The organism is Flavobacterium sp. Sd200 (assembly GCF_009826935.1).
In the GTDB taxonomy this organism is placed as follows: Bacteria; Bacteroidota; Bacteroidia; order Flavobacteriales; family Flavobacteriaceae; genus Flavobacterium.
The window spans coordinates 403,895-427,976 of record NZ_WUMN01000003.1 but is presented as its reverse complement, the minus strand read 5'-3'; the positions used below and the strand labels follow the sequence as shown (position 1 = coordinate 427,976).

At 39.4% G+C, this 24,082-nt stretch carries 20 protein-coding genes and 1 riboswitch; of the genes, 7 read left to right on the top strand and 13 right to left on the bottom strand.

Annotated features, from left to right (window positions below; translation table 11 throughout):
* Positions 1-4: 4 nt before the first annotated feature.
* The 7 genes from GR160_RS11085 to GR160_RS11055 all read right to left on the bottom strand — a co-directional run bounded on the left by GR160_RS11085 (position 5) and on the right by GR160_RS11055 (position 9,473).
* Entirely contained in the window at positions 5-1,099 is a 1,095-nt protein-coding gene (locus GR160_RS11085; RefSeq protein WP_160749932.1) for an acyloxyacyl hydrolase, read from the bottom strand.
* Positions 1,100-1,719: 620 nt separating this feature from the next.
* Entirely contained in the window at positions 1,720-2,676 is a 957-nt protein-coding gene (gene metF / locus GR160_RS11080; protein WP_160749931.1) for a methylenetetrahydrofolate reductase [NAD(P)H], read from the bottom strand.
* A gap of 102 nt (positions 2,677-2,778) precedes the next feature.
* Positions 2,779-5,451, bottom strand: a complete 2,673-nt coding sequence (metH, locus tag GR160_RS11075; protein ID WP_160749930.1) for a methionine synthase — start codon at positions 5,449-5,451, stop codon at positions 2,779-2,781.
* Positions 5,451-6,452: a homocysteine S-methyltransferase family protein gene (locus tag GR160_RS11070; RefSeq protein WP_160749929.1), complete on the bottom strand. Its 1,002-nt coding sequence runs from the start codon at positions 6,450-6,452 to the stop codon at positions 5,451-5,453. Before GR160_RS11070 ends, metH begins: the two co-directional genes overlap by 1 nt.
* 119 nt (positions 6,453-6,571) lie before the next feature.
* A riboswitch (SAM riboswitch) is annotated at positions 6,572-6,677 on the bottom strand.
* Positions 6,678-6,940: 263 nt separating this feature from the next.
* A complete protein-coding gene (locus tag GR160_RS11065) occupies positions 6,941-7,468 on the bottom strand; it encodes a hypothetical protein (RefSeq protein ID WP_160749928.1) in 528 nt (175 codons plus the stop codon).
* Between the two features lie 192 nt (positions 7,469-7,660).
* On the bottom strand, positions 7,661-8,113 hold the full coding sequence (locus tag GR160_RS11060; RefSeq protein ID WP_160749927.1) for an OsmC family protein: 453 nt from the start codon (positions 8,111-8,113) through the stop codon (positions 7,661-7,663).
* A 517-nt stretch (positions 8,114-8,630) separates the two neighbouring features.
* Positions 8,631-9,473, bottom strand: coding sequence for an alpha/beta fold hydrolase (locus tag GR160_RS11055; RefSeq protein ID WP_160749926.1), 843 nt, complete (start codon positions 9,471-9,473; stop codon positions 8,631-8,633).
* Positions 9,474-10,159: 686 nt separating this feature from the next.
* Between GR160_RS11055 and metK the strand changes: the two genes are divergently transcribed.
* Positions 10,160-11,410 (top strand): methionine adenosyltransferase, encoded by a 1,251-nt coding sequence (metK, locus tag GR160_RS11050; protein WP_160749925.1) that lies wholly within the window; start codon positions 10,160-10,162, stop codon positions 11,408-11,410.
* A 72-nt stretch (positions 11,411-11,482) separates the two neighbouring features.
* Here the strand turns inward: metK and GR160_RS11045 are convergent, their stop codons facing one another.
* Genes GR160_RS11045 through GR160_RS11035 form a run of 3 tightly spaced genes read right to left on the bottom strand, consistent with a single transcriptional unit; the run spans position 11,483 to position 16,041 of the window.
* Entirely contained in the window at positions 11,483-14,230 is a 2,748-nt protein-coding gene (locus tag GR160_RS11045; protein WP_160749924.1) for a TonB-dependent receptor, read from the bottom strand.
* Positions 14,231-14,241: 11 nt separating this feature from the next.
* Entirely contained in the window at positions 14,242-15,108 is an 867-nt protein-coding gene (locus GR160_RS11040; protein ID WP_160749923.1) for a carboxypeptidase-like regulatory domain-containing protein, read from the bottom strand.
* A 27-nt stretch (positions 15,109-15,135) separates the two neighbouring features.
* Positions 15,136-16,041: a GLPGLI family protein gene (locus GR160_RS11035; protein WP_160749922.1), complete on the bottom strand. Its 906-nt coding sequence runs from the start codon at positions 16,039-16,041 to the stop codon at positions 15,136-15,138.
* Positions 16,042-16,239: 198 nt separating this feature from the next.
* Here GR160_RS11035 and GR160_RS11030 point away from each other — a divergent pair, with 198 nt between their 5' ends.
* Together GR160_RS11030 and GR160_RS11025 are read left to right on the top strand one after the other, a co-directional pair.
* Entirely contained in the window at positions 16,240-17,031 is a 792-nt protein-coding gene (locus GR160_RS11030; RefSeq protein WP_160749921.1) for a hypothetical protein, read from the top strand.
* Positions 17,031-17,645, top strand: coding sequence for a deoxynucleoside kinase (locus GR160_RS11025; protein ID WP_160749920.1), 615 nt, complete (start codon positions 17,031-17,033; stop codon positions 17,643-17,645). The genes GR160_RS11030 and GR160_RS11025 overlap by 1 nt, the downstream gene beginning before the upstream one ends.
* 118 nt (positions 17,646-17,763) lie before the next feature.
* Here GR160_RS11025 and GR160_RS11020 read toward each other — a convergent pair whose 3' ends face one another.
* Both GR160_RS11020 and GR160_RS11015 read right to left on the bottom strand, forming a co-directional pair.
* Positions 17,764-18,159 (bottom strand): hypothetical protein, encoded by a 396-nt coding sequence (locus GR160_RS11020; protein WP_160749919.1) that lies wholly within the window; start codon positions 18,157-18,159, stop codon positions 17,764-17,766.
* A 108-nt stretch (positions 18,160-18,267) separates the two neighbouring features.
* On the bottom strand, positions 18,268-18,792 hold the full coding sequence (locus tag GR160_RS11015; protein WP_160749918.1) for an inorganic diphosphatase: 525 nt from the start codon (positions 18,790-18,792) through the stop codon (positions 18,268-18,270).
* Positions 18,793-19,035: 243 nt separating this feature from the next.
* Here GR160_RS11015 and GR160_RS11010 point away from each other — a divergent pair, with 243 nt between their 5' ends.
* Entirely contained in the window at positions 19,036-20,355 is a 1,320-nt protein-coding gene (locus GR160_RS11010; protein WP_370519214.1) for a TIGR00341 family protein, read from the top strand.
* A 2-nt stretch (positions 20,356-20,357) separates the two neighbouring features.
* On the opposite strand, the gene nhaA is transcribed toward GR160_RS11010, so the two are convergent.
* Positions 20,358-21,539, bottom strand: a complete 1,182-nt coding sequence (gene nhaA / locus GR160_RS11005; protein WP_160749917.1) for a Na+/H+ antiporter NhaA — start codon at positions 21,537-21,539, stop codon at positions 20,358-20,360.
* A gap of 492 nt (positions 21,540-22,031) precedes the next feature.
* Between nhaA and GR160_RS11000 the strand changes: the two genes are divergently transcribed.
* From GR160_RS11000 to GR160_RS10990, 3 genes are all read left to right on the top strand, one after another.
* A complete protein-coding gene (locus GR160_RS11000; RefSeq protein WP_370519216.1) occupies positions 22,032-23,387 on the top strand; it encodes a sigma-54-dependent transcriptional regulator in 1,356 nt (451 codons plus the stop codon).
* Positions 23,388-23,685: 298 nt separating this feature from the next.
* Entirely contained in the window at positions 23,686-23,967 is a 282-nt protein-coding gene (locus GR160_RS10995) for a hypothetical protein (protein WP_160749915.1), read from the top strand.
* Positions 23,968-24,002: 35 nt separating this feature from the next.
* Positions 24,003-24,080, top strand: coding sequence for a potassium-transporting ATPase subunit F (locus tag GR160_RS10990; protein WP_202390771.1), 78 nt, complete (start codon positions 24,003-24,005; stop codon positions 24,078-24,080).
* Positions 24,081-24,082 lie beyond the last annotated feature (2 nt).

The window sequence follows — 24,082 nt, the reverse complement described above, 5'->3', positions numbered from 1 at the left end:
TTTATTAAAGCCTTACTCCTAAACCAAATTCCATAACCTCTGCCTTTGCACCATGTGTTTTTAAACCCAGTGAGCCAAATACGTTTTTACTTATGTAGTATTTCATTCCAACACGCTGGTATAATCTTCCGGTAGCATTAAAAGGTGAATAGACATAATAACCAACCTGACCCTCTAATGACATTTTATTTACATACAGTTCATATCCGCCAAAAAGGCCAACCTTTTTATAATCGGCACTGCCATCTATTTTCTCTTCCGGATAGGCTATAGACATATAATGTATATATTCTTTAAGATATTTGGGCCAAAAAATATCTGCTCCCAACTGTAACCCACTTTTGCGGCTAATGCGTTTATCTATATAACCACTCAACGCAAAATAAGGATACTGTTTGGTTCCAATAACATCGCTTTGGTTTACACCGCCTCTAAACACTATATTGTAATGGAGTGGCTGTTTATAAACCGAATCACTTTTAATAAGATTGTATGTGTGATCTTCTTTGCTTTCAAATGTATAATTAAGCCCCACATTTACAGCAAATGTATTGGTACTTGTGTTAGGCGACTTCATACTGGCATTGCTGTGGTGTATAAAAATAAGCCCTGCCTGCAATCCTAACCCGTGCCATAAATTTTGGCGGTTATAATTGAGCATAAAATAGGTTGAGGGCATTACATGCATACCGTAAGCATAATTTCTAAAATTGGTTTGCTTATCATATGGGTTAGTATTATAAGCCACACCCTGCCCCAGCCTGAACACGAGCTGACGGTTGAGAAAATAAAAATTATAATGCCCATAGAGACCATACATTTCGCCAAGAACTTCGTTTTTCATGTCCTGATAATGCAATGAAACACCATAATCAGGAAAACCGTAAGCCTGTTCCCACTCGTGTTTGCCAAAAGTCTTGCAGTTGAAACTTATTACAACACCATTGGGGTGATCGGTAATTAAATGCTGAATAGATTTGCGGTGCGGAATTATATTGCCGTAAAAATAATTGGCGTCTACAGTGTAACCGCCTTCAGGGTTTTCCTGGGCAATAGCTATAACCGAAAAAAATAGTAATAGGTAACTAAACGGCCTCATTGTAAGGATTGAAGCACAAATATATATTATTCTTACTTTTCTTTTGATAACATTGCGGTAAGCTTTGATAAAATATAGGTTAATTATAATAATGCCAAGCAACATCTTAAAACATAAAGCCAAATACTATAAATTTGGCTTTTCGTTTCCCAAAGAAAATTATGAGGCTATTGTATTATATTCTGTATCGTACAACCGATATGCAAAGCATGTTGGACAAACCGGCATTGGCATTTATTTTTTTCCAATATCTCTTTTTTGTAGCAATCCCTCAAGTGTTTTGGAATGATCTTTATGAAAAAGGTATAATTGAGATAAAATATGACTACAATGGCTTGAACACTACACATAAAATTGCATGTTTTTTCACACCCATTATCCTGTTGATCTATTTTAATTACATGTACTTATTTAAAGAAAGTGCTACACATAAAATTCTTCTTAAGTATAATGGGAAATATAAATTTATAGAGCAACACCCCACATTATCCTATTTTATATTCCTTTTAATTATACCTGCTCTGATTTTTTCTTTACTAATACTATTTTCCAAAAAATAGTATTAGACAATAAGCACAGTAGAGCCTTAAGTCTTTACTGTGCTTATAAAAGTTAATAAGTTAAAAAACTTCCTTCGCAATTGCCTTAATATTATCGGGCTTGCCCATGCTGTAATAGTGTAATACCGGTATTCCTGCCGCTACAAGTTCCTTGCTTTGGGCGGTGCACCACTCTATTCCTATCTGCCTTACGGCGTCATTATCTTTGGCGCGAACCACCTCCATGATAAGGTCGTCCGGAATGTCTACCTTAAAACGGTGCGGAATTAAATTGAGCTGTTTTTTGGTAGCAATAGGTTTTAATCCCGGTATAATGGGCACTGTTATACCCTCTTTGCGGCATTTAGCCACAAAGTCAAAAAACTTCTGGTTGTCAAAAAATAACTGGGTAACAATATATTCGGCACCATTCTTTATTTTTTGTTTCAGGAAATAAATATCGCTGTCAAAACTTGGGGCTTCCATGTGCTTTTCAGGATAGCCCGCCACACCAATACAAAAATTTGTAGCCGATGTGTTTTGAAGGTCGTCATCTAGATAGATACCTTTATTCAGGTTGGCTATTTGTGTAACCAGCTCTGTAGCATATTGGTTTCCTTCTTTCTCGGGTTTAAAATATATTTCATTCTTAACGGCATCACCCCTAAGGGCAACCACATTCTGTATGCCTAAAAAGTCGAGGTCTATTAAAAAGTTCTCAGTATCTTCTTTAGTAAAACCGCCACACAAAATATGCGGTATGGCATCTACCTGATACTTGTTTTGTATTGCCGAACATATACCCACAGTGCCCGGGCGCTTTTTAACTACCTTTTTTTCAAGCAGGCCGCTTGGCAGTTCTTTATACATGTATTCTTCCCTATGGTAGGTAACATCTATAAACGGAGGGTTAAACTCCATAAGCGGATCTATGCTGTCAAAAATCGATTGTATGTTTTGCCCCTTAAGCGGAGGCAGTATTTCAAAGGTAAACTGAGTTTTGCCGTTGGCATTCTCTATATGTTCGGTTACTTTCATGTCAGCCCCCTAACCCCCAAAGGGGGAATTCCTACCAGGGGTCAATAGGTTTAAAATCTTTTACAATATATTACCACATTCCCCCTTTGGGGGTTAGGGGCTTTAATCCGCAATATTAGGGTTAAGCCATTTTTGTGCTGTTGCTACAGGTATGTTGCGGCGTTTGGCATAATCAATAACCTGATCGCCTTTAATTTTTCCAAGCCCAAAATACTTACTCTGCGGATTAGCAAAATAATATCCTGATACCGATGATGCCGGCCACATGGCAAGGCTTTCGGTTAGCTTTACGCCTATTTTGTTTTCTACATCAAGCAATTGCCAGATGGTGTTTTTCTCCAAATGGTCTGGGCATGCAGGGTAGCCCGGAGCAGGCCTTATACCCTGATATTTTTCTTTAATAAGTTCGTCGTTACTCAAATGCTCATCGGTGGCGTAGCCCCAAATTTCCTTACGTATCTTTTCGTGCAGGTATTCCGCAAAAGCCTCCGCAAGACGGTCACCCAGTGCCTTAGCCATAATAGAGTTGTAATCGTCGTGCTCTTTTTCAAATTCAGCAGCCTTTTCATCAACCCCAAAGCCTGTTGTAACAGCAAAAGCTCCCATATAATCAGTATAGCCTGCTTCTTTAGGGGCAATAAAATCGGCAAGCGCAATATTAGGTGCGCCTTTGGTTTTTTGCGACTGTTGGCGTAACGTTAAGAAAGCAGCCAGCTTTTTACCCTCATCGTCATACAGTTCTATATCATCGTCGTTAACCTGGGTTGCCGGAAAAATTCCATACACACCACGTGCTTCAAACCAGTTTTCGTCAAGAATCTGCCTAAGCATTTTTTGGGCATCGGCAAATAAAGCCGTGGCCTGCTCCCCTACTACCTCATCGGTTAAAATTGCAGGATACTTGCCATGCAAATCCCAAGTTTGGAAAAAAGGTGTCCAGTCTATAAACGGCTCCAACTCTTTAACATCAGGATATATCGTGTCTACACCAATAAAATTAGGTTTTACAGGTGTATAGGCTGCCCAGTCTAACTGTAGTTTATTGCGGCGCGCATCTTCTATACTTAAAAAATCTTTATCGCGAGAGCGGTTCAGGTAACCTTCGCGCAGGGCATCATACTCTGCACGGATCGTTTTAGAATATTCTTTTTTAGTATTTACATTCAGTAGGTTACCCGCTACGGTAACTGCTCGGCTGGCATCATTAACATGTACTACGGTTTCGCGGTATTGCGGTGCAATTTTTACGGCCGTATGCGCACGCGATGTAGTTGCACCGCCTATCATTATCGGGATGCTGATGTTTAGCTTATCCATCTCTTTGGCAAGATATACCATTTCGTCTAACGACGGTGTAATGAGACCACTAAGACCAATAATATCTACATTTTCCTTAACAGCAGTCTCTATAATTTTTTCAGGCGGAACCATAACCCCAAGGTCTATTATCTCAAAGTTATTGCACCCAAGCACAACAGCTACTATATTCTTACCTATATCATGAACGTCGCCTTTTACCGTTGCCATCAACACTTTTCCTGCCGATGAACCTTTGCCTTTATCTTCCTCTATGTAAGGGAGTAAGTATGCCACCGCTTTTTTCATAACCCTTGCCGACTTAACAACCTGTGGCAAAAACATTTTACCGCTGCCAAAAAGGTCGCCCACCACATTCATGCCAGCCATAAGGTTAATTTCTATAATCTCAATGGGTTTTGCGGCGGCAAGGCGGGCTTCTTCAACATCCTGGTCTATAAACTCGTCCAAACCTTTTACAAGTGCGTGGGTTAAACGCTCCTGAACCGGTAGGCTTCGCCATTCCTGCGCCTGTTTTTCGGTAACTTTTGTATCGCCTTTAATGTTCTCGGCAAATGCTAAAAGACGTTCAGTAGCATCATCACGACGGTCTAAAAGCACGTCTTCTACATGCTCTAAAAGTTCCTTATTTATATCATCATAAACCTCGATCATTTCGGGGTTTACAATACCCATATCCATACCGTTTTGTATGGCATGGTATAAAAATGCCGAGTGCATGGCTTCCCTCACACGGTCGTTACCTCTAAACGAGAACGACACGTTACTAACCCCACCGCTCACATGGGCATGCGGGAGGTTTGTGCGAATCCACTTTGTGGCACGGAAAAAATCCATCGCATTTTGGCGGTGTTCCTCCATACCTGTTGCTACCGGAAATATATTAGGGTCAAAAATTATATCCTCCGGCGGAAAGTTTACAACACTTACCAGTATATCATAACTGCGCTTGCAAATTTCTATACGCCTTTCGTAGGTATCGGCCTGACCAACTTCGTCAAACGCCATCACAATTACAGCGGCACCGTAACGTTTTATTTTTTTGGCATGGGCAATAAAATTAGCTTCGCCTTCTTTAAGGCTTATACTGTTTACCACACTCTTGCCTTGTACAACCTTTAGTCCGGCCTCAATAATTTCCCATTTAGAGCTGTCTATCATTACCGGCACACGTGCAATATCGGGTTCAGATGCTATAAGGTTCAGGAATTTGGTCATGGCATACACGCCATCCAGCATCCCCTCGTCCATATTAATATCGATTATCTGTGCACCGCCCTCTACCTGCGCACGGGCGATATCCAGTGCCTCCTCGTATTTTTCTTCCTTAATTAAGCGAAGAAATTTACGCGAACCCGTTACATTAGTACGTTCACCAACATTTACAAAGTTACTTTCGGGGGTAACTATAAGGGGCTCTAATCCCGATAACTTTAAATATCTCTCTTCACCAGCCATTATACAGTAGTCTCGATTTTACGGGGTTGATAGGCCGAAGCAGCTTCAGCTATAAGCTTAATGTGTTGCGGAGTCGTCCCACAGCATCCACCTATTATATTGATAAGGTTATCGTCAAGGTATTCTTTTATAAGCACCTGCATTTCTTCGGGTGTCTGGTCATATTCGCCAAAGGCGTTAGGCAATCCTGCATTAGGATGTGCCGAAATGTTCATGCTTGTATTGTGCGCAAGCCTTTTAAGGTAGGGCTTAAGTTGGTCGGCACCCAAGGCACAGTTAAAACCTACACTCAACAAAGGAATGTGCGATATAGATATAAGGAACGCCTCTACCGTTTGACCACTCAGGGTTCGTCCGGAAGCATCAGTAATAGTTCCGCTCACCATAATAGGAATAGCGATACCTAACTCATCTTTAACCTCTTCTATAGCAAAAAGGGCAGCTTTGGCGTTAAGGGTATCAAAAATGGTTTCTACTAAAAGTATATCCGCACCTCCGTCAATCAGTGCTTTTACCTGCTCTTTATAAGCAACAAGTAAATCATCAAACGTAACGGCACGGTATCCCGGGTCGTTAACGTCAGGGCTCATGCTGGCAGTACGGTTTGTAGGGCCTATAGAGCCTGCCACAAAACGAGGTTTATTGGGGTTGGCAGCCGTAAATTCGTCAGCAACCTCGCGTGCTATTTTAGCCGACTCATAGTTTAGCTCATACACCAGATCTTCAAGATGATAATCGGCCATACCTATTGTAGTTCCACTAAAAGTATTGGTCTCAACAATATCGGCACCAGCCTCAAAATACTGGCGGTGCACCTCTTTAATAGCCTGTGGCTGGGTAATGGAAAGCAAATCGTTATTGCCTTTAAGCGGGTGTGGGAAATCTTTAAAACGCTCTCCGCGAAAATCCTCTTCCGAAAAGTTGTAACGCTGCAGCATAGTACCCATTGCTCCGTCGAGCACGAGTATGCGTTTATTGAGCGCATCGTATATTTTAGACATCTTTTTAAGCCTTAATGTTATAAAGTTGAAAGTTTAAGAGTTGCATATGGCAACGTTCAGCTTCCTTAAAAAATATGTCATCAAAAAATTGGGGAGGGAAATATGTGTAAATATTTCTTGAGTTATCTATCTGCGCTTGTGCGAAGTAGAATTTAGCACCTTCTTTAAGATAAAGGGTTGCTAAGGCTTCATTGGGTCTATTCCCTCTGCCTTTCGTGATAACATATCATGTTGTAAAAGAACACTGCAAAACTATGTAATAAATAGTTAGCATGCAAATAATTGTTTTTGGTGGTAGAAATACAGTAGATTTATGCAATTAAAGATTTGAGATCTCGTTGCCATGATTCATTGTACTTAGCTCGCAATAACCGTCTCTGGGGTACAGTGCGGGAAAGACATATCTAATTCTTTCTTCACGTTGCGTCATAGCAAAGCACGAAGCAATCTGACAATTAAAAAATATCCCCACACTTATAGAACAATACTTAATATACTAAAGTCTTCTGCTTTCCAGCTACCTCAATAATAGCATCATACAGTGCATTAGCAGCAGCATTTTTATCGCCTGCAACGGGATTTATAAATTTATAGGCAAGCCCACGGCTTTCTGCTAAAAACTTAATGCCTTTTTCAAAACTTTCGGGTAAAAAAGGCAGACTGCTGTTTATAGATACTATACTAAAACCATTCTTTATAAGCTCCGGATATTCGGCAGCCAGGGCGGCACTTGGTGTGGCATCTACTGCTATAAGGTTATGGAGGTTGTTGTACACTGCATATTCTATAATATCTTCCAGTTTAAAAGGTATAGCGAAAGTTATAAAGTTAGCCTCCCATGCATAGCCCGCTCCTTCTTTTTCAAAAAAGGCAACAGTACTATTGGTTATTACGGGAAACCGCAGCTCCGGCACATTAGGTGATGCATTGTTAATGCTGCTTTTTACAACCTTGTTTATTAGTGCGCTCCCGGTATTACCTATACCAAAAAGCACGATATTTACTATATTGGGCATATTGATCTCTTTTAAAAATTAATAAAGAAACTGCCTTTGTTGCCGAGACAAAGGCAGCTCTCTAAACAAACAAAAAACAACTTAAAAACATTTTCTCTACTATAAAGGTTCATAACTTTATAGGTTTATGATTCGTGCCAGATTTTGAATTTTACACTTACAAGGTTTTACAAACCTTGCAGGACATTCAACTCAATTTAGCGCCACATATTCTTTGTAAAGGTTAAGGTTTACAGGGGTGTTGTTAACCAGTGTATCATATAGCGGGCTACGAAACTGCACCTCCTTCATCCATCTTTGTAACGTTTCCAATGGTGCGCTGGCTGCTGGCTTTAGTATAATCTCTATACTCTCAAATGCAGGTTTTACCCTACCCAGCACTCCCTGAACGGTCTCAGAAGTCAGGCTTCCGGTAATTTCTATTTGTAACGATTTTAATGTTATGCCCAGTTCTGCCGCAACAACCTGACCAAGCGCATTAATGCAGCCTGCAAACCCTGCCAGTATATATTCATACGGGTTAGGCACTGCCGCCTGCACAGACGGTACGTTTTGGTTTATCCTTAAATCTGCATTAAGGGTTTTTACTACAAACTGACTGTTGTTGCCTGTGTAGCCTAATACGTTGATAGCTTGTGTTTTCATAATGGGTGCATTTTTTTGGTTGATGACTAATTAAAGCTTCGGGGTAACAAAAAAGGCCTTTTTAGTATGTTACCAAAAAGACCTTTGTATCTAAAAACTATAACTAAAGATTACATTGCCTGTTTTGGTAACGGTGTATACAGCACCTGCATCCATGATGAACAGATGTACTGCGAACGTTTAATGATATAGACAAACAATGTATTCATAGTTTAATTTTTAAAATGCCGTATAGTATTGTAACAAAAAAGCCCCTGCTTTATTGCAGGGGCCTTGATATTTATATTTTGATAAAACTTATCATTATACAATAGCTGCCCCTGCGGAAGGTTTCCACATCGAAAGGTAACATTGTGAGATGACAAATTTCATGACTTTACTTTTTTTTCGTTTAGCGAATATCTAAACTATTTTTTATTTATCCAAATTTTATTCAGAAAATATTTTACTACAACCTCAAATTACAGCATCTACACCTATATCATTCAAAAGTTAGCAATACCCTTAACTAACTCAACTAACCTGCTTTTTGCAAAAACCGCAGCATGGTATGATAGCCATCCTGAAAAACAGGCGCCAATATTTCTGATAGCTGCTCCCACTCCTTTAAATAGGCATCATGCCCATGTGTTGACCTGATCTCGCTATAATATACCTCATTACCGTTTTGCCTCAGGAACTCAAATGTATTGCGTGTTTCATATGCTGTAAAAAGCAGATCGGTATCTATAGCTATAAGGTGTATTGCAGCAGTTATATTTTTAGCAACAGCCTCAAAACTTTGGTGTTTGGTAATATCTACTGTGGCAAGCAATTGATTAAACAACCTGAAAGAAGGCAGTACAAAACCACTGTCTAAATCGCGCACACCATTTTTTAAGTAGCTCAGGGGCTTCCAATCGGCTGCCACCGGAATAAGGTTACTTACACTATTAGGCCTCAAGGCAGCCATTTCCCAGGCAATGCCACCTCCAAGATCTACCCCTATTATACTGTGCAGATGGTATATTTCGAGTTCTTCCAACCCCTGCCAGAAAATTTGCGCAACATCGGCAGCCGTAAAATCTTTGTAATTATATATAATACTCTCATCATTATCAAATTCGTTGCCCGGAATATTAAAAGCCAGTGCCGTAAAAAAGTAGTTGGTATCTATAACCCTGTCTTCACCAATTACATATTTCCACCAGCCATCAGGCCCACTGATGTTTGAGTTTGATGTTATGCTATGATTAACTAAAACCACAGGAGCTGTACCCAGCACCGGACCAAAAAACTGATAGCTAAGCACCACATCAGTAAGCGTTTTACCATTGGCCAAATGCCATTGCGGTATAATTATTTTGTATAGGTTTTTCATAATTAAGGCTTATTTTTTATTGACAGAAACATTGCTAAATAAAAAAGCCCTTTTGGCAGTTTACCAAAAGGGCTTTACAGTTTTGAACTATAAACTAAAGATTTATCTTTTTCGCTTTTGGTAACAGGGCATTGCTGTGCATTTGCACACCATACAACACAGTACCATTTTATTTAAAGCGATTTTTTTCATTTTTTACTTTCATTTAACCCCTCCCGATAAAGGAGGGGTAACAACGAACACTAATTATATTTAATTAAAAAGCCTCCCGTTTTGCGGAAGGCTTTTTGTATATGCTTTAAACTTTAAAACTATGCAATAGAGCTATCCGCGGAGGTATCCGGCATCATACAGCACATATTGCAAATAATAAAATTCATTTTGTTTCTATTTTCTGTTTAGCAAACTTCTTAACTATTTTTTAATCTACCAAATAAAATTTAAAAAATTAACATCGTGCATTTAAAAAAGCTACTATAGTCCACTTCCTTATGAAGAAAAGTACTCTCATTAAAAAAACTTCATCACTTTATTTTATTCCAATAAGGTTTTATACCTTTGCACCGAAATAATTGGAGGAGAGATTTGTACTGATTGCAACCTCAATAAAAAATGCTAAAGCAGGGCTTCCCTCCTTTATCTGCATCAAAAACTCTTTCTCCTACTAAATTAATAGACTATATATTATGGCATATTTATTTACGTCAGAATCAGTAAGTGAAGGGCATCCTGATAAAATTGCTGACCAGATTTCAGATGCACTGATCGATAACTTTTTGGCTTTTGACCCAGAATCTAAAGTTGCATGCGAAACTTTAGTAACTACCGGACAGGTAATACTTGCCGGAGAAGTAAAATCAACAACCTATCTTGATGTGCAGTCTATTGCCCGCGAGGTTATCCGCAAAATAGGCTACACAAAGAGCGAATATATGTTCGAGGCTAATTCTTGTGGTGTGCTTAGTGCTATACACGAGCAATCTCAGGACATCAATCAGGGTGTAGACCGTCAAAACAAAGAAGACCAGGGTGCAGGCGACCAGGGTATGATGTTTGGCTATGCAACCAACGAGACTGAAGATTACATGCCTCTTGCGCTTAACCTTAGCCATAAACTGCTACAGGAACTTGCAGCCCTTAGACGCGAAAATAACGAAATTACATACCTTCGTCCTGATGCTAAAAGCCAGGTAACGCTTGAGTATGACGATAACAACAAGCCTGTGCGCATTGATGCTATTGTGGTTTCTACACAGCACGACGACTTTGATACAGAGCCTGTTATGCTTGCAAAAATCAAAGAAGATATTATAAACATACTGGTGCCGCGTGTGGTTAAAAACAACCCTGCTTATGCCCACCTGTTTAACAGCGATATACAATATCATATAAACCCTACGGGTAAATTTGTTATTGGTGGCCCTCATGGCGATACAGGTCTTACAGGCCGTAAAATTATTGTAGACACTTATGGTGGTAAGGGTGCCCACGGTGGTGGTGCTTTTTCTGGTAAAGACCCAAGTAAAGTAGACCGCAGTGCTGCCTATGCTACCCGCCATATTGCTAAAAACCTTGTTGCCGCAGGTGTTGCCGACGAAATTTTAGTACAGGTTTCTTATGCAATTGGTGTTGCAAAGCCAATGGGTATATACATAAACACTTATGGCACAGGTAAAGTAAACCTTACTGATGGCGAAATTGCCAAAAAAGTAGAGGGAATATTTGACATGCGCCCGTATTTTATAGAGCAGCGTCTTAAACTGCGTAACCCTATTTACAGCGAAACAGCTGCTTACGGACATATGGGTCGCACACCTGAAACAGTAACCAAAACTTTTACTGCTCCTAACGGGGAAACAAAAACGGTAGAAGTTGAACTGTTTACATGGGAAAAACTTGATTATACAGATAAAGTAAAAGAGGCTTTCGGGCTTTAATACTTTATTCTGCCATACAAAAAAGGGAGGATACTTTTTAAAGTATCCTCCCTTTTTCCATTTAAATGTATTTTATATCCTGTACATAACCGTAAGCAATAAATATCTTGGCTGTACCCTATAGCGCGACGTACGGGTACTAAATTGGTTAAAACTGTCATCGTTAAGCGAAGATGTATTAAATAGGTTGGTTCCGCCTACTTTAAACTCCCATTTGCTGTCCGGAACACGATACATTACAGCAGCGTTTAAAAAGTCATACTCGTTGTCAGACGTTTTTACATCATTATAATAATGGTTGTAGGTATAATCTGCCGTAAGGGTAAAATCTTTCAGGAATAAATAATCCATTCGCACAAAGGGGCTGTGGGTGTAAAATTTATTACTGGCATAAGAATTTAAATTCAGTGTATAGCCAACTTCTACATTAGGCAACTGCTTATAGTTAGTACTAAAGCTTGCCGTATAATTTTGTGTAAACTGCTCGTTGACCTGCATTATGGCATTATCTATAGTAACTGCCTGTCCCGGATTTGTAGCAGGATCAAACCTAAAATTATTAAACCTGCTCCATGACATGGCTACATTTAAAGATGCTTTATAATAGCGGGCAAAACTACGGGTATAGCCTGCCGCACCCGACACAACCTCATCGGCAAAATTAGAGTTCTCTACCGTGCCTACCTGATTGATACCGCTAAATGCCGAAAGGTTTTTAATAGCGTCCATGCGATGGCTGTAGTTTATCGCTGCAAATATCTGGGTAAAATTGAACATGTTGTATTTAAAGTAGTTCAGATTATGGGTTTGATACAACGCATTCTCTAAATTGCGATTGCCTCGTAACAAGGAGTTATAATTGTTTAGCACCAAACCCTGAGCAAACTTAGCCACATCGGTAAACTCGGTAGTCATGTTGTAGGTATATTGAAGCCTTTCTGATTTTTTTATCTGATAAACAGCATATACATCGGGTAGCAACCTATAAAAATCCTGATTAACTTTTGTACCTAACTGCTCATTAAATGATGTATAGCTGTGCAGGCTCACCCCCGGATTAACGGTAAATTTACCGGCAATAAATTTATAATGCAGCCCTAAAAACACATCGTTAAAACTATAATTTACGCTATTCTTAGTATTGCTGTCAAGATCATCCTCTACTCCATTATCAAGCACCTGAAATACCGATGAGTCGAATCCCTGATAAGAATAGGTATTTCCTACAGTAACATTAATATTGCTTTTTGCGGTAAGCATGTAATAATAGTCGCCTTTAACATCCAGCTTATTAGTAGTTACAAAGCGCTTTTGATTGATGTCATATCTGCTTGCAGGCTGCAACCCTAAACCAAGCCCCGTGCCCGCATCCGGAAATGGATTATTAGCCAGATTGGCATTATAGAAAGGGTCTTCGTCCTGATACAAATGCTGCATTTCTAAGGCAAAAACATTTTTATCATTTAGTGTATAATACAAATTCAGGTTTTGATTGAACGAAAAAGGCTGCTGCTTTTTCTGTGTATAAATATCCTGGCTTTGGCTTGTTTCCGGCATTACGGTAGAGAACAAAGCATTTTCTTCGGTTTGCTTCGATGTCTTTAAAAAGGCATCATAGTCTGCCTGAAAGTTTTTGTTAGGTTTATAGGTGCCGCTAAGCTTAAGCAATGCAAAATCACTGCGCTGCAACGATCTGTCTTCTGTTTGCTGGGTCGTTTGCGGTTCTCCTGTAACAGGATCCAATATCTGGTTCCTGCTGTAGGTTTCAAGCTCGTTGCGGTTAGAATTAAATATACCAAAACCACTAAGGGTTAGTGTTTCCATAGGGTTATAGCTAAAGTTTGCCGCTCCAAATTTAGTCTCTATGCTTTTTGCCCTGTTGTTTCGCAGCAATGACAAACCCAAATCGTTAGAACCCACATTAAAGTTAGTACCGCCTTTTTTCATCATGTTCCTAAACCCTCCGGTCATTTTAAAATAGTCCTGCATGGTTAAGGGTAATTCTCCGGTATTATTAATGTTGCCAATAACATTGAGGCTGTATTTGGGGCTGTAGTAAAACAGTTTAGGATTAGTAATGTATCGCTCTCCCTCTCCTATGCTTACCCCGGCAGAGACATCTCCAAACCAAAAGTTTTTCTTACCCTTTTTAAGTTTAATGTTCATGGCTATATTTTCCTCATTATTCTCGAGGCCTTTTAACTGCCCTACCTCATTATAATTGCGCAATATCTCAATTTTATCTACGGCATCTGCCGGAATGTTCTTTACTCCCAGCTTTGTGTCTCCATCAAAAAAGTCCTTATCTTCTACGGTTAGCTTACCCACAGTCTTACCTTCTACTTTAACCCCACCTTCAGAGTCTACTTCCATTCCGGGCAGTTTTTTAAGTACATCCTCAAGCTTGCGTTCTGTTCCGGTTGTAAATGAATCTGAGTTATACACAATGGTATCTCCCTTAATGGTAACCGGCATTTCGTGAACTATTTCAAGCTCTTTAAGATCTACTCCGGCTTTAAGCACAATGTTTTTAACCATGTTAGATGTTCCCATTGTAAGCGGTTCTTCTAATGGGGTGTAGCCTATATAGCTTGCCTTTAAAGTATAGGCCACGTTAGCTTTCAACGCCAGTTGATAACGCCCTGTATCATCCGTTATAGCATAAGACTCCATAGCGTTCGTGGCTTTATTAACGGCCATAATATTAGCCATTTCAAGAGCCATTCCTGTAGAGTCTTTTATTGTACCTTCCAGGCGTACATTTTGGGCATAAGAAAACAGGGACACTGTAAGCAACAGCATCAGGTATAGTTTTTTCATTTAAGAAATTTTTATTTTTGAATTACAACATCTATAAGTATCATAGCGTTTACAAAACCTTCTTTAAAAGGCGATTTTGTAGTACCCGTATGCCACTCTTTATTTATAAACCTGGACCATGAAAGCACTTGCATATCGGTATGTGTAAAACTAATGCGCGGAGCCATAGTTGCCATACTTTTTAGCTTGCCCTCGTATTTCGTATTAATGATCTCTACACCAACACAAATGCCGTTTTCAGAAAAAACTATATCAAGCTCCTCAACCGGAATTTCGAGTTTATAGGTTTTATTCTCTGGCTCAACCCTAACATCTTTTAAATAAATTTGTTTACCTGGGCAACGCCGCACCGCATCATACTCATAAAACTTTATGTTATAGGTAGCCAGATAATCATATTCTTTTGCCTTTGTAAGGCCCAAAATAACATTTTTAAGCTTGCCTGTCCTGCCATACGGATTTTTTATATAGGCCGAAAACTCATGTCCAAAAGGTATGCTGCTGCGCACCCTTGCCCTCCTGTCTAAACCCAGTCGTTTTGTACCGGTATATCGGGTAACATCTCCGTTAACTACAACATCATCTAATTGAGCTGTTGCCGGATTTAGCGTTATTATAGGTTTTTCTATATCTATATCGGCAGTAGGCACAACCTTGTCAGCATAGCCAATACTGCTAAAAGTAAGGGTTTGCTCATGCGTTATATCTATTTCAAAAATACCCTCATCATCGCAGGCAACTCCTTTACCGTTTTTAAAAAGAACATTGGTATAAGGCACAGGCTCGCGTTTAAGGCTGTCTATAACAATACCCTTTATTATCTGACTATGACAAACAATGCCTAAAAAAAGCAACAGTGCACAATAGAGTTTTTTCATACATACAAAAACGAAAAAACCTACAAATTAGTTTATTCGTATCGTAGGTCCGGCACCACCTCCCTGTTGGTACATCTCCTGCATCTCCTGCATTTTTTTCATCACTATTTCATCATACTCCACTTGGGTAACCTTTTTCCCTTTCGACGGAATCTTTACTTCAGTCTTTTCTTTGGAGTTAATTACTACCTTACTGCAAAGCACAGTAGTTTTTCCGTTACTCACTTCCAGTATCAATCCCGGCAAGCCCCAGTAATTTTCAGGCCCCTGGCTAACAGGTATATCTGGCGTGTACCAAGCTGTAATTGTTACCTGCTTTGGCATTTCCATTTGTTCTAAAAAGTTTGTACGTTTTTCGTTCCCTTCTTTTTTAGCTTTTTCCAGTTTTTCGGCTGCTGCTTTTTGTTCTTCAGGGCTTTTAGGTTTAAAATTCCTGAAATCCGATTTGCTTGCATCGACAACAGCAGTAGCTTTATAGCAGGTATAATCGCCTATTTTTTTTGTTTCATTTTCCATTTTCCAGGCAAGCTTAGGCAGGCTGTCATCTATAAGGAACTCTTTACCAAAAACTTCCTTTTCCTGCAAAAAGCGTTTTGTTTTTACATTTTTATACTGCTTGCCGCCACCGCCCATAAAGCTGGCCATTATGCGCATCCCGCCATTATCCTGTCCCGGTGCATCCAGTTTTTCTTCTTCAAGATAGGTAGATGATGTTTTATCAAAAGTCAGTATATATGTCCTTTCAAGAGCCTGCTTCATGCGGTCTTGTATCATTTTTTTCATCTCAGGAGTTATTTCAGGCCTTCCCGGGCCGCCCATCCCAGAAATATCGGGGGTTGCAGTTTTGGATTCATACACGGCCATTCCCTGAAAACTTTGTGCCGATGCCACTGTGCCCACAAGAGCTATTAATAAATAAGCAAGATGTTTCATAATTTTATAGTGGTTTTATTGTTTTAGACGACTAAAATGCCTTTTAGTTACACTGGTTTGTATATTTAACAGCTAAAATATTATATTATTACAACTGCTTTAAACAAATATAGGTAAACAGGACTATTTTTACCCTGAATAATTGTATAGCAAACCCCAATTTAGCAAAAAACGTAATTTTTATTACATTTACACCTTATGAAAAAAATTGCGCTGTTACTGTTCTTTATGGGCTGTATTTTGACCCATGCACAGGAAATTGGCATGCCTGTAAAGTTTTTGAGCAATACAAAAACCAAACCTCAGCGCTATATTGGTACTGATGCCTTTGGTTGGGAATACACTATTGCCGATAACGAGTTCAGGAAAACAGGCGAAGGCAAAACCTTGAAATACAAAAATGTTGCCCTGGGCGAAATTTATCGTGCCGACTTGCAAAACCCTTTACAGATCGTGTTGTTTTACCGCAGGTTTAATACGGTAGTGCTTTTGGACAACCAGCTTAATGAAACAGCCGTTATAAACTTCAGCGCATTGCCTGTAAAGCTTATTGCCGAGGCTGTAGGACTGGCCTCGCAAAACCGCCTGTGGCTGTATGATGTTACTACCCAGCAAATAGGGCTTTATGACCCGCTTCGCAATAACTTTAGGGCTTTGACACCACCTTTTAACGATGGTATGAAATATTACCAAAGCGATTACAATTATTTTTACTGGATAGACAACACAGGCAAATGTTTTGAACTGAATCTTTTTGGCAAAGTTCGCTCCCTGGGTAGTGTCCCTGATTTTGATGCTGCACAACTACTATCGCCCACACTTATATTATACTCCCTTGATAACAGCCTGTATTTGTATGACCTAAGCTCGCAAACCGCAAAGCATATAGATATTACCGAAAAAAGCTTTGTGAGTTTTTATTATGCCTCCCAAATTTTATCTATTTTTACAGAGAGCGAAATAATAAAATACAATATAAACCTTAACTAATGCATATAGCTGTTGCAGGCAACATTGGCGCCGGAAAAACTACACTTACAGGGCTGCTGGCCAAACATTTTAAATGGGAACCCCATTATGAAGATGTGGTAGACAACCCGTATCTTGACGATTTTTACCACCAAATGGAACGCTGGTCTTTTAACCTGCAAATTTACTTTTTAAACAGCCGCTTTAGTCAGATATTGCAGTTTCGCGAAAGCGGTAAAAAAATAATACAGGACCGCACCATATATGAAGATGCACATATTTTTGCTCCTAACCTTCATGCTATGGGGCTTATGGCAAACCGCGATTATGAAAACTACAAATCGCTTTTTGATCTTATGGAAGGTTTTGTAGGTGCGCCCGACTTACTTATATACCTGCGCAGTTCTATACCTAACCTTGTAGGGCATATACACAAACGCGGACGCGATTATGAGAATTCAATATCTATAGATTACCTAAGCCGCCTTAACGAACGCTATGAGGCATGGATACAGGGCTACGACAAAGGCAGGCTGCTGATTATTGATGTAGATAAAATTAACTTTGTAGATAACCCCGAAGATCTTGGAGATATTATAAACCGCATTGATGCAGAATTAAACGGGCTATTTTAGTAGAGACACAATGCATTGCGTCTTATAAAGTAAGCATAATACGAGAGATAGATTAATAGGAGACACAATGCTTTGTGCAGATATGTAATCTGAGACACAAAGCATTGTGTCTCTACTTTTATAATGCTTTTATTTGTGCGTCTACCTCGGCGCGGGTGCCTTTAAACACTTTTTCCTCGGTAACAATTTCACCATTGTCACCCTTAACAGATATTGTTACAGTAGCAGTAACATTGCCTTTGCCATCTACAACTTTATGCACCGTAGATGATTTTTCTTCTGTAGAAGTTACAATAACAGGATCCTGCTCTGTAACAGCATCTTCTTCCTGAGTTTTGCTATTACAGCTTAGCATGGCAATTGCCATAAGTATAAACAACGCCACCATAAACCAGTTTACCGATCTTTTTTGAGAGCCGTAACCGGCGCGCAAAAGCAGCAGCCTTTTTAGGCCCAGTGCAGCAAATCCGCAAACAAACAATACTAAAAAAACTGCTATATATATTCTTGCCATTATTATATAATTTAAATTACAGCAGGTAAACCTATTAGTAAATATAAACAAAAAAGCAACATCCTAATAATTGGGATGTTGCTTAAATATGCTCTGGAGCAACTGTAATTATATTGTAAACAGTTCTTCCGGTTTATCTTCAAGAGCTTCAAAGCGTGCCGTACACTCTTCTATAAGAGCATTAGCTTTTGCTGCATCGCCCCAGCCTTTTACTTCTACAGTTTTGTTTTCAAGATCTTTATACACCTGAAAAAAGTGCTCAACCTCTTTAATAAAGTGAACGTTCAGGTCGCTAAGATCGTTCATTTTACATGCAATTGGGTCAGATACCGGCACGCATATAATTTTTTCGTCCTCACCTTTATCATCAGCCATGTAAAAAACACCAATTGGTTTAACCTCTACAACACAGCCGGGGAAAGATGGCTCTGTAAACCAAACCAACACGTCCAGCGGATCTCCATCAAGAGCAAGCGTTTCAGGGATAAAACCATAATCGGCAGGGTACATCATAGAAGAATAAAGCATCCTGTCAAAACGTATCCTTTTTAATTTAAAATCATACTCATATTTATTCCTGCTACCTCTTGGTATCTCTATAAGAACATCAAATGTTTTTTTTGCTGAAGACATTGTAACTCGTTTTTTGTTATGGTGCAAAAATAATATAAAATTTACAGCAAGCAAATGTTAAAAGCTTAAATCATAACCATAATAATTAGTTTACAATTACACAAACAGGCAAACCTGAACTATAAACCTTACATAATTGCTAACAGCAGATAATAACTGCTATCGTGCCACATAAAACATCTGCATATTTTTTTGTATTTTAGTAACTATACCATCGTAAAAGTTTCATCAAAACAGACTTAAGTGAGAAGGATTACCGACATACTCAACCTTCGCGAAGGCGAAGATGACAGGGAAAAAACACTGGAAAGCGTAAAAAAGAACATCTCTTTTAAAGGAGCCAACCTCTGGATACTGGCCTGTGCCATAATTGTGGCATCGGTAGGGTTAAATGTAAACTCAACTGCCGTTATTATAGGTGCTATGCTTATTTCGCCACTCATGGGCCCCATAGTGGGTGCCGGGTTTGCACTTGGCATTTATGATTTTACCCTACTGAAAAAATCACTCAAAAATTTGCTGAACGCAACTGTTGTAAGCCTTACAGTATCTACCATTTATTTTGCGGTTAGCCCTTTTAAAGAAGTACAGTCAGAACTATTGGCGCGCACTGCCCCAAACATTTATGATATTCTTATTGCATTTTTTGGCGGTATTGTAGGTGCCATTGCCGTTACCCGCACCGAAAAAGGCAACCCTATTCCGGGCGTAGCCATAGCTACTGCTTTAATGCCTCCATTGTGTACAGCAGGCTATGGGCTTGCCACCGGGCAATGGCAGTTTTTTCTGGGTGCATTTTACCTCTATTCTATTAACTGTGTTTTTATAGGCATAGCCACCTTTGCTATAATCAAATATTTAAAATACCCGCCTACCAAACAGGTAAACGAGCGCCAACAACGCCAGGTGCGCATTAGCATTACAGTACTAATTACTGCCATGCTGCTTCCCAGTGCCTATCTTGCCTATTCGCTATACACAGAGCAGCAGTTTAAAAAAAACAGCGACCTTTTTATAGAAAACGAATTTACAAATAAAGGCTATACTGTTATTTACAAAAAAACCAGCTTTACACCCCGAAGCAAAAAAATAGAGCTCGCTTTTTTATCTAAGCGGTTTGAAACATCAGAACTGCAACAGCTTACTGCCGCCCTTAATAAAAACAGCTATCTTAAAGGAACCGATTTAATTATAAGGCAGGACAGCACCGACAGGTTTAATGCTTTAAAAGGCGATATACTAAAACAAATAAAAAGCAACGAAAACGAGCTCAACGAAAAAGATGTGCGCATAATGCAGCTCGAAAAAGAACTGGCCAAAAATAAATTTGACAATAAAGGGCTTTTAAGTGAGGCCACTGCAATTTTCCCGCAAATAATATCACTTTCGGCGGCAAATGTGCAAATGATAAACAAACAGGACAGCATTAGCAATGTAACAGCTGTGATATATAAAACATCCCAAAGCCTTAAAAAAGAAGATGCCGAACGATTAAACAACTGGCTTGCACAAAGGCTGCAGTCTAAAAATATAAAAACCTTTGAGGTAGAAGAGAAAAAATAAGGTTATGCCTTGTTATGCTTCTTATTATACATGCTTAGTAATGTAAAACCACAAATACCCGAAAGTATAGAGGCTACCAAAATGGCAAACTTGGCCTCGGTTTGAAACTCAGGTTTATTAAAAGACAGCAACGCAATAAAAATAGACATGGTAAACCCAATGCCGCCCAGCATGCCAAGCCCCAGCACGTGCCACCAATTGGTATGTGCGGGCAGTTTAGATATTTTAGCTTTTACAGAAAGGAACGACATTATAAAAATTCCTAACGGCTTGCCTAAAAACAAGCCCAACACGATACCTAAGCCTAATGTTCCTGCAAGCCCTTCTACCATTCCGCTTTCAAAAGTAATGTTGGTATTGGCAAGTGCAAATATAGGCATTATTACAAAGTTTACAGGCGTTGTAAGCAGGTGCTCCAGTTTTTCGAGCGGAGATTCTTCTTCCGTTTCGTTAGTAGGCAGTGTTATGGCAGTGAGCACTCCGGCAATGGTAGCGTGTATGCCGCTATGGTGAATAAAATACCACATTACTGCACCGGGCAACACATAGGCAAGTATATTTTTTACGCCAAGCCTGTTAAGCAATATCTGAAAAGCAAAAATGCCACCGGCATAGCCCAAATAATTAAAGTGCAGCTCTGTCGAATAAAATATGGCTATTACCAGTATAGCAAGTAAATCGTCTACAATGGCAAGCGCGGCTAAAAATATCTTTAATCCCGAAGGAACCTTACTGCCTAAAAGCGATAAAATACCCAAGGCAAAAGCAATATCGGTAGCCATGGGTATGCCCCACCCTGCACCATATTCGGCACTGCCTCTGTTAAAAATAGTATATATTATTGCCGGGACTATAACACCGCCAATAGCAGCCAAAACAGGGAGCGTGGCTTGCTGAACCGACGATAGCTCTCCTTCGGCAACCTCACGCTTTATTTCTAAGCCTACTAAAAGGAAAAATATAGCCATAAGCCCGTCGTTTATCCATGTAAGCATGGAGTAATGAAGGTGTATACTGCCTGTTTCAAAACCAAGGTTTGTATTAAGCAAATTTGTAAAGCCATCGGCTAAGCCTGTATTGGCAATGGTTAACGATATAGCTACACAAATAAGGAGTAATATTCCTCCGGCCGATGATGAGCTGAAAAAGCGGGGAAATATTTTAAGGTTGATTAGTTTTGCCATAGTTGCAAAAATAATCACATCCCAAATTTTGGGCAAGAAAATTCGGTAATATCGGTTAGCATGGCGAGCAACAACTCAAATATGTATCATTATGATGCTGTAAGATTATCAAAATGATAGGCTTTAAATAAACAAAAGAACGCATATCATTAAAAATCAAGCAGTTAAAAACAAACAACTATAGAGGTACGTCGTTTGATGGTTATGAGTAAAAAATCTCAATTCAAATGAAAACTTCAGAAACAGACGCCCGATGTAAAACAAAAATTACACAATTAAGAAAATTAGCAAAAGTAAGGTCTAATATTACCTCTATACAACTTCTATTTGTAGCTTTTGCATTTGTTGTCGCTTTTGGCGCAGTAATGAAAATCGTTAGCTGCTGATTTACAAGATAATTAAAATTATTATCTGTACTCGTTTAAACTTTTCAAAATAAAGAAAAAGTTTAAACGAGTATTTTATATACCTTACATTTGCAAAAACAAATCTATTTTGAATAAGATACTTGTTATTGACGACGAAGAAAAACTACGTGGATTGCTTGCCCGCATTTTAAAGCTGGAAGGTTTTGAGTTGTATCAGGCAGCCGATTGCAAATCGGGTTTAAAGCTATTGGACCAGCAGGCCATTGATGTAGTGCTGTGCGATGTTAAACTGCCAGACGGCAGCGGTGTAGACCTTACCCTGAAAATAAAACAGGCGCACCCCGATGTAGAAGTTATATTGCTAACAGCTTACGGTAATATACCCGATGGCGTACAGGCTATAAAAAACGGGGCTTTTGATTATATTACAAAAGGGGATGATAACAACAAGATCATACCGCTTATTCATCGTGCTATAGAAAAAAGGAGCCTCGAAAAACGCGTTGATGCCCTTGAGGCGCAACTGGAACAAAAATACTCGTTTGAGGGTATTACAGGAAACTCTAAAAGTATAGCCGATGCCGTTAGCCTTGCCCAAAAGGTTGCACCAACAGACACCACTGTACTTTTAAACGGAGAAACCGGCACAGGTAAAGAGGTTTTTGCCAATGCCATACACCAAAACAGTAACCGAAAAAATAAAAACTTTGTTGCCATAAACTGCTCTGCCTTTAGTCACGACCTGTTGGAAAGCGAAATGTTTGGTCATATGGCAGGTGCCTTTACAGGCGCCCTTAAAGATAAAAAAGGACTTTTTGAGGAGGCAGACCACGGCACTATTTTTTTAGATGAACTGGGCGAACTGCCTACTGATTTGCAGGCAAAACTACTCCGTGTTTTAGAGAGTGGCGAATTTATAAAAGTGGGCAACAGCAAACTTACCAAGGTAAACGTGCGGGTTATTGCGGCCACAAACCGCGACCTTAAAAAAGAAATCGAGGCAGGCCGCTTTAGAGAAGACCTCTATTACAGGCTTTCTACTTTTACCATTACTTTACCGCCACTGCGCGAAAGGGCAAAAGATATAGAGCCGCTCTCATTATATTTCTTAAAGATATTCAGCAACAAGACCAATAAAAAAATAAACGGCATATCTAAAGAGGCACTGCATATTTTAAAATTCCATAACTGGCCGGGCAATATCCGCGAACTTAAAAATGTATTGGAGCGCAGTGTGATACTCGAAAGTTCAGACATCCTTACCCCGCAAAGCCTTCCACAGGATTTGTATGCTAATGCTATGGCATCGGCAGGTCAGGGAGAGAAAACACTGTCCGCTTTTTCTATGGCATCGGCAGAGAAAATACACATACAAAAAGTGCTTAACTACACCGGGGGCAACAAAGCAGAAACAGCACGCCTGCTAAGCATTGGCATTGCTACACTATACCGCAAATTAGACGAGTATAATATACATTGAACCATGTTTGCCCTTTATTTAAACCTACAAGGTTAGAAAAACCTTGCAGGTTAGCAATCTCTCTGTCACTTCTAAAATCCTGCAAGGTCTTTAAGACCTTATAGGTGTCAATTATTTGCAATATAATCTGAACCCATTTATCATTTTGAGATACCAACCCTATCATTCTGATAGGGTTTTTTATTGCCAAAAATTGGCACACACCCTTAACTTGCTATTATACACAACAATATAAATAGCACAGAAATACAGGCACAGGGTTTGGCTATAGTAGGTCAAACCACAAAATTTTTTCAAAATGAGAAAACATTTTAAAACTGCCGCCACGCAGGCTACACAGTTTGCAGAGATTACCAAAAGATGTATAAAAAGCGGTCATATACTGAGGGCAAAAAAATGCCTCGATGTTGCCGAACTGCTTTTTACCACAGGCAGTAACGAAACCAGAAATGCCATAGGCAACATTTATGTAAACTCGGTTTCAACCTTTATGGAACTGCACAATTGTACAGTATCTAAACTGTTTCCGCCAACGCTTAAAAAAGAATATGTAGCACAGGTAAATGCCTCAGGTGTTTAAATCTTTCAATTTTCAAATCTTTCAATCTAAAAATAATGACAGCACTATTTATTGTAGCCCTTATAGTATTTGCATACATGTGCTACGTACTTATAAAACCGGAAAAATTCTAATC

Bases quoted from the DNA above. Each gene is read 5' to 3' on its own strand.
- GR160_RS11030 (WP_160749921.1), top strand. From the start codon at position 16,240: ATGAAAAAAATTGCGCTGTTACTGTTCTTTATGGGCTGTATTTTGACC.
- GR160_RS11045 (WP_160749924.1), bottom strand. From the start codon at position 14,230: ATGAAAAAACTATACCTGATGCTGTTGCTTACAGTGTCCCTGTTTTCT.
- metH (WP_160749930.1), bottom strand. From the start codon at position 5,451: ATGGCTGGTGAAGAGAGATATTTAAAGTTATCGGGATTAGAGCCCCTT.
- GR160_RS11085 (WP_160749932.1), bottom strand. From the start codon at position 1,099: ATGAGGCCGTTTAGTTACCTATTACTATTTTTTTCGGTTATAGCTATT.
- GR160_RS11040 (WP_160749923.1), bottom strand. From the start codon at position 15,108: ATGAAAAAACTCTATTGTGCACTGTTGCTTTTTTTAGGCATTGTTTGT.
- GR160_RS10990 (WP_202390771.1), top strand. From the start codon at position 24,003: ATGACAGCACTATTTATTGTAGCCCTTATAGTATTTGCATACATGTGC.
- GR160_RS11055 (WP_160749926.1), bottom strand. From the start codon at position 9,473: ATGAAAAACCTATACAAAATAATTATACCGCAATGGCATTTGGCCAAT.
- GR160_RS11070 (WP_160749929.1), bottom strand. From the start codon at position 6,452: ATGTCTAAAATATACGATGCGCTCAATAAACGCATACTCGTGCTCGAC.
- GR160_RS11015 (WP_160749918.1), bottom strand. From the start codon at position 18,792: ATGTCTTCAGCAAAAAAAACATTTGATGTTCTTATAGAGATACCAAGA.
- metK (WP_160749925.1), top strand. From the start codon at position 10,160: ATGGCATATTTATTTACGTCAGAATCAGTAAGTGAAGGGCATCCTGAT.
- metF (WP_160749931.1), bottom strand. From the start codon at position 2,676: ATGAAAGTAACCGAACATATAGAGAATGCCAACGGCAAAACTCAGTTT.
- GR160_RS11065 (WP_160749928.1), bottom strand. From the start codon at position 7,468: ATGCCCAATATAGTAAATATCGTGCTTTTTGGTATAGGTAATACCGGG.
- GR160_RS11060 (WP_160749927.1), bottom strand. From the start codon at position 8,113: ATGAAAACACAAGCTATCAACGTATTAGGCTACACAGGCAACAACAGT.
- GR160_RS10995 (WP_160749915.1), top strand. From the start codon at position 23,686: ATGAGAAAACATTTTAAAACTGCCGCCACGCAGGCTACACAGTTTGCA.
- nhaA (WP_160749917.1), bottom strand. From the start codon at position 21,539: ATGGCAAAACTAATCAACCTTAAAATATTTCCCCGCTTTTTCAGCTCA.
- GR160_RS11035 (WP_160749922.1), bottom strand. From the start codon at position 16,041: ATGAAACATCTTGCTTATTTATTAATAGCTCTTGTGGGCACAGTGGCA.
- GR160_RS11025 (WP_160749920.1), top strand. From the start codon at position 17,031: ATGCATATAGCTGTTGCAGGCAACATTGGCGCCGGAAAAACTACACTT.
- GR160_RS11020 (WP_160749919.1), bottom strand. From the start codon at position 18,159: ATGGCAAGAATATATATAGCAGTTTTTTTAGTATTGTTTGTTTGCGGA.